We start from the raw sequence: 5,736 nt of genomic DNA, 5'->3' as shown, positions 1-5,736 counted from the left end.
GCTGAATACCTGATGAAGATGGTGCCCAAGGGGACCCACGATCACAAAAAATTCATCACCCCGGCCGAACTCTGCCGCATGGGTGAAGCCGCTGGCTTGTTGGTGCGGGACATGAGCGGCGTCCACTACGCCCCCCTCACCAACCAGTTCAAGCTCGGCAAGAATGTCGACGTCAACTATATGGTGGAGTTTGTCCGCCCGGAGCAAGGTTGATGAGCGCCTCTCACCCTCTGCCCCTGCGCTGCGTGCTGTTCGATCTGGACGGCACCCTGCTCGACACCGCCCCGGATCTGGGGGCCGCCGTCAACCATGTGCTGATCAGCGAAGGCTTTGCGCCGCTCTCTGACGACATCATTCGTCAGACCACCTCCCATGGGGCGATCGGGCTGCTCAAAGCGGGCCTCGGTGACGAACTGCTTGAAGAGCTGGGGGCCACTCGCCTGCGCAATGCCCTGCTCGACTACTACGCAGCCAACCTCTGCGTCGGTACCCGTCCCTATGAGGGAATGGTGGATCTCATCGAGTGGCTGGATGAAAAATCGCTGCCCTGGGGCATAGTCACCAACAAGCCGGGCTTTCTCACCGAACCACTGCTGGCAGCCCTGCCACAACTTGCCAGCTGCGGCGTCACCGTCAGCGCCGATACCCTGCCGGTACGCAAGCCCGACCCCGCCCCCATGTTCTTCGCCTGTGACCAACTTGGCGTCGAGGCGGCTCACTGCCTTTATGTGGGGGATCATGTGCGGGACATCGAGGCGGGCCGCAATGCTGGCATGCGCACGGCCGTGGCCGGGTGGGGCTATCTCAATGATGAGGAAGATCCCGCCCAGTGGGGCGCCGATCTGCATTTTGATACCGTGCAGGCGCTGCACCACTGGCTGCGCTACGAGCTGACGGCCAAGGTGTGATGCGCAGCCTGACCGACTGACCTGCGATAACGGGGCGGAGACACTCTCCCCGTCCCTTCATATATTCTTCTTGACGCTCCCACGACCTGCGCCGCCATCACACTTCTATTCATGGATAGTAAAGGCAGCTTACCGCCTGATCGATACTCATTTGACAAGCACGCAGCCGCAACAGAGAGGCCACCAACCGCAATCGGCTGATGCAAAGCCCTTGCCACGCCGAGCCCGCGGCTGCGACAACTGGACAGCTTTTGACCCTTGTTGCATAAGGGATAATCAGCCGCTGTTTGCTAGTAAAAAGCCCCCCGTTTCGCAAGCAAAAAAAGTTATTTAAATTTTCCATCTTCGATCGGGAGACTTGCATTTAGCGGAGCGGACGAATGAAAACCCGCTCACTGTGAGCGGTCACTAACTGATGGAGCAAGACTCACAATTTATCCACAGCTCGTCACTTATCCACACATTGCAATGGCGGGCCGACCTCACTATCTTGTAGCTCGAACTTAAAATAACACTACATCTTGTGATTCATCGCACAATCTCTACCCAACTCCCGCACACCGCCGGGGCCCGGGTGGCGCCATTGTGCGATGGTTTTTCGGGAATCAACTGAAGGTCATCAGCCAATGAACTTGTTTGTGACGAAGCGTAACGGACACAAAGAACCCATCGATCTGGATAAAATTCACCGCGTGCTGGACTGGGCCGCCGAAGGGCTCGACAACGTGTCGGTCTCCCAGGTAGAGCTCAAGTCCCACATCCAGTTCTATGACGGCATCCGTACCGCCGACATTCACGAAACCATCATCAAGGCGACGGCTGACCTCATCTCCGAGCAGACCCCGGACTACCAGTACATGGCAGCCCGTCTGGCCATCTTCCACCTGCGCAAGAAAGCCTATGGTCAGTTCGAACCGCCCCACCTCTACCAGCACGTGGCTCGTCTGGTGGACATGGGCAAGTACGACAAACACCTGCTGGAAGACTACACCCAGGCCGAATTCGAAGAGCTGAACGCGCACATGGATCACTGGCGCGACATGGACTTCTCCTACGCGGCGGTCAAGCAGCTGGAAGGCAAGTATCTGGTACAAAACCGCGTCACCGGCGAGATCTACGAGAGCCCGCAGTTCCTCTACATCCTGGTGGCGGCCTGCCTCTTCTCCAAGTATCCGAAAGATACCCGTCTCGACTACATCAAGCGCTTCTATGATGCGGTCTCGACCTTCAAGATCTCCCTGCCGACCCCGATCATGAGCGGCGTGCGCACCCCGACCCGTCAGTTCAGCTCCTGCGTACTGATCGAGTGCGACGACAGCCTGGATTCCATCAACGCCACCGCCAGCTCCATCGTGCGTTATGTTTCCCAGCGCGCCGGGATCGGCATCAACGCTGGTCGCATCCGCGGTCTGGGCAGCCCCATCCGTGGCGGCGAAGCGTTCCACACCGGTTGCATCCCCTTCTACAAATACTTCCAGACTGCCGTGAAGTGCTGCTCCCAGGGCGGCGTGCGCGGCGGTGCGGCCACCCTGTTCTACCCGCTGTGGCACACCGAAGTGGAAAGCCTGCTGGTTCTGAAGAACAACCGCGGCGTGGAAGAGAACCGGGTCCGTCACATGGACTACGGCGTGCAGATCAACAAGCTGATGTATCAGCGCCTCATCAAGGGCGGTGACATCACATTGTTCTCCCCGTCCGACGCGCCGGGTCTGTACGATGCCTTCTTCGCGGATCAGGACAAATTTGAAGCGCTCTACGTCAAGTACGAGCAGGATCCGGCCATTCGCAAGAAGACTCTCAAGGCGGTCGATCTCTTCTCCCTGATGATGCAGGAGCGCGCCGGTACCGGTCGCATCTACATCCAGAACGTGGATCACTGCAACACCCACAGCCCGTTCGATCCGAGCGTGGCACCGGTGCGCCAGTCCAACCTCTGCCTCGAGATTGCGCTGCCGACCAAGCCGCTCAACAACATCGACGACGAGAGCGGCGAAATCGCCCTGTGCACCCTCTCCGCCTTCAACCTCGGCGCCATCGATAAGCTGGAAGATCTGGAAGAGATGGCCGATCTGGCCGTGCGTGCCCTCGATGCCCTGCTCGACTATCAGGACTACCCGATTGCCGCCGCCAAGAAGGGCAGCATGGGTCGTCGCACCTTGGGGATCGGCGTCATCAACTACGCCTACTACCTGGCCAAAAACGGTGCCCGTTACTCCGACGGTTCCGGTCTGGCGCTGACTCACCGCACCTTCGAGGCCATTCAGTACTACCTGCTGAAAGCCTCCGTGCAGCTGGCCCGCGAGTTCGGCCCCTGCCCGCTGTTTGGCGAGACTACCTACGCCCAGGGCATTTTGCCCATCGATACCTACAAGAAGGATCTGGATGTACTGTGCAACGAGCCGCTGCATCTGGATTGGGAAAGCCTGCGTGAAGAGATCAAGTCCGTGGGCTTGCGCAACTCCACCCTGACCGCCCTGATGCCGAGCGAGACCTCCAGCCAGATCTCCAACGCCACCAACGGCATCGAGCCTCCGCGCGGCCTGGTCTCGGTCAAGGCCTCCAAAGACGGCATTCTCAAACAGGTGGTGCCCGAGTATGATCGCCTGAAAGATCAATACGAATTGCTCTGGAAGCAACCGAGCGTTGACGGCTACCTGCAGCTGGTCGGTATCATGCAGAAGTTTGTGGATCAGGCGATCTCCGCCAACACCAACTACGACCCGGCCCGTTTCGAAGGCAACAAGGTGCCGATGAAACAGCTGCTGAAGGACTTGCTGACCGCCTACAAATACGGCCTCAAGACCCTCTACTATCACAACACCCGTGATGGTGCAGACGATGCCCAGACCGATCTGCAAGATGACGGTTGCGCTGGCGGGGCTTGCAAAATCTAAGTCACGGCAAGTGTTGATAACCGGGCGGGAGCATGAAGCTCCCGCTCTCCTGTTTTCTCTATTCACATATTCTGGTAACCATGGCCTATTCAACTTTCTGCCAAACCCAAAACGACCAGCTCAAAGAGCCGATGTTTTTTGGCCAATCGGTCAACGTAGCCCGTTATGATCAACAAAAGCACGAAGTGTTCGAGCGCCTGATCGAGAAGCAACTCTCCTTCTTCTGGCGTCCGGAAGAGGTGGATGTCTCCCACGATCGCATCGACTATCAGGCCCTGCCGCCCCACGAGCAGCACATCTTCATCTCCAACCTGAAGTACCAGACCCTGCTGGACTCCATCCAGGGCCGCAGCCCCAACGTGGCCCTGCTGCCGCTGGTCTCCATTCCGGAGCTGGAAACCTGGATTGAGACCTGGGCCTTCTCCGAGACCATCCACTCTCGCTCCTACACCCACATCATCCGCAATATCGTCAACTCACCGGCCCAGGTGTTTGACGATATCGTAGCCAACGAGCAGATCCTCAAACGCGCGGGCTCCATCAGCCACTACTACGACGATCTGATCGAGTCGACTGCCCTCTACAACCTGCACGGTGAAGGGACCCACACCGTCGCAGGCCGCGAAGTGACCATCACCCTGCGCGGGCTGAAGAAGAAACTTTATCTGTGCCTGATGAGCGTCAACGCGCTCGAAGCTATCCGCTTCTACGTCAGCTTCGCCTGCTCCTTTGCCTTCGCCGAACGCGAGCTGATGGAAGGCAACGCCAAGATCATCAAGATGATCGCCCGCGACGAAGCGCTGCATCTGACCGGCACCCAGCACATGCTGAACCTGATGCGCACCGGCCAGGATGACCCGGAGATGGCCGAGATCGCCGCCGAATGCGAACAGGCCTGCTTCGATATCTTCAAGGAGGCGGCCATTCAGGAGAAAGAGTGGGCCGAGTACCTGTTCCAGGACGGCTCCATGATCGGCCTGAACAAGGACATCCTCTGCCAGTACGTGGAGTACATCACCAACCTGCGCATGAGCGCGGTCGGCCTGCAGCCAGCCTTTGCCGGCACCAAGCAGAATCCGATCCCCTGGATCAACACCTGGCTGTCGTCTGACAACGTGCAGGTCGCCCCGCAAGAGGTGGAGGTGAGCTCCTATCTGGTAGGTCAGATCGACAGCGAAATGAATGCCGACGATTTGGGTGACTTCGAGCTGTGAGTCAGCGACCTGATATGCTGGTCGGCCAGATCGACAGTGACGTGAATACCAATGAGTTGGGTGATTTCGAGCTGTGAGTGATGCCACCAACACGCTGGCCCCTGCCCCGCACACGCCTGCCGAACAGCATGCGGTCGTGGCACCACGGGTACATACCCGGGATGGTGCCGTGCTGCACGCCCAGCCCGGCGAAAGCGTGTTGGAGACCCTGGAGCGCCACGGTCATCATGTGGAGTTCCAGTGTCGCAGCGGCTATTGCGGCGCTTGCCGCACGCCGCTGATGAGCGGCAAGGTGCACTACCCTGCGGTGCCGCTGGCATTTGTCGCCCAGGGTGAATGCCTCCCCTGCTGCTGCAAGCCGGTCGGCGCCATCAAGCTGGATATCCAGCAGGGCTGACCCGACAGGCTGGTAACTCGCGCACAATAAAAAGCCGCCGGAGCAATCCGGCGGCTTTCTTATCTCATCATATTCTTTCAGGGCGCCCTGCGCAGACGCCCGTACCACATAGGGTTACAACCAGGGGGCGGCAGTCGGCCCGTGGTGCAGGCCCAGCTTCCAGACCCGGCCAAAGTGCTTGTAGTGACCCGCCGCGACACCGGCCTTCTCGCCCATGCCGTGGTAGAGATCGAGGTGGCCCTTCTTCACCGCACCGCCCACATCCAGCGCAATCAACAACCGCAGCTGGTGCTTGCCGGTCCAGTTGCCCTCTTTATCGAGCA

5 protein-coding genes and 1 pseudogene are annotated in these 5,736 nt (G+C 59.1%); 5 read left to right on the top strand and 1 reads right to left on the bottom strand.

The genetic code is table 11. The features are described from left to right. The 5 genes and pseudogenes from LD28_RS0120065 to yfaE all read left to right on the top strand — a co-directional run. Positions 1 to 213: pseudogene (locus LD28_RS0120065) on the top strand (bifunctional 2-polyprenyl-6-hydroxyphenol methylase/3-demethylubiquinol 3-O-methyltransferase UbiG); the annotation flags it as partial. Next, a complete protein-coding gene (locus LD28_RS0120060; protein WP_033138668.1) occupies positions 213 to 908 on the top strand; it encodes an HAD family hydrolase in 696 nt (231 codons plus the stop codon). The pseudogene LD28_RS0120065 and the gene LD28_RS0120060, both read left to right, overlap by 1 nt. A 626-nt stretch (positions 909 to 1,534) precedes the next feature. Next, positions 1,535 to 3,802, top strand: a complete 2,268-nt coding sequence (gene nrdA, locus LD28_RS0120055) for a class 1a ribonucleoside-diphosphate reductase subunit alpha (RefSeq protein WP_033138667.1) — start codon at positions 1,535 to 1,537, stop codon at positions 3,800 to 3,802. Between the two features lie 80 nt (positions 3,803 to 3,882). Continuing rightward, positions 3,883 to 5,016 carry a class Ia ribonucleoside-diphosphate reductase subunit beta gene (gene nrdB, locus LD28_RS0120050; RefSeq protein ID WP_033138670.1) on the top strand — a complete coding sequence of 378 codons (1,134 nt, stop codon included), beginning with the start codon at positions 3,883 to 3,885 and terminating at the stop codon, positions 5,014 to 5,016. A gap of 73 nt (positions 5,017 to 5,089) precedes the next feature. Next, positions 5,090 to 5,413 carry a class I ribonucleotide reductase maintenance protein YfaE gene (gene yfaE, locus LD28_RS0120045; protein WP_033138666.1) on the top strand — a complete coding sequence of 108 codons (324 nt, stop codon included), beginning with the start codon at positions 5,090 to 5,092 and terminating at the stop codon, positions 5,411 to 5,413. A gap of 114 nt (positions 5,414 to 5,527) precedes the next feature. Here yfaE and LD28_RS0120040 read toward each other — a convergent pair. After that, on the bottom strand, positions 5,528 to 5,736 hold a 209-nt coding region (locus LD28_RS0120040), incomplete at its 5' end, for a 3D domain-containing protein (RefSeq protein ID WP_033138665.1).

The organism is Aeromonas finlandensis, from assembly GCF_000764645.1.
Taxonomy (GTDB): Bacteria; Pseudomonadota; Gammaproteobacteria; order Enterobacterales; family Aeromonadaceae; genus Aeromonas; species Aeromonas finlandensis.
This window is presented reverse-complemented; position numbering and strand designations above follow the sequence as displayed.

What these genes read in the sequence shown, in the direction of transcription:
- LD28_RS0120060 (WP_033138668.1), top strand. Translation starts at nt 213, where the DNA reads ATGAGCGCCTCTCACCCTCTGCCCCTGCGCTGCGTGCTGTTCGATCTG.
- nrdA (WP_033138667.1), top strand. Translation starts at nt 1,535, where the DNA reads ATGAACTTGTTTGTGACGAAGCGTAACGGACACAAAGAACCCATCGAT.
- nrdB (WP_033138670.1), top strand. Translation starts at nt 3,883, where the DNA reads ATGGCCTATTCAACTTTCTGCCAAACCCAAAACGACCAGCTCAAAGAG.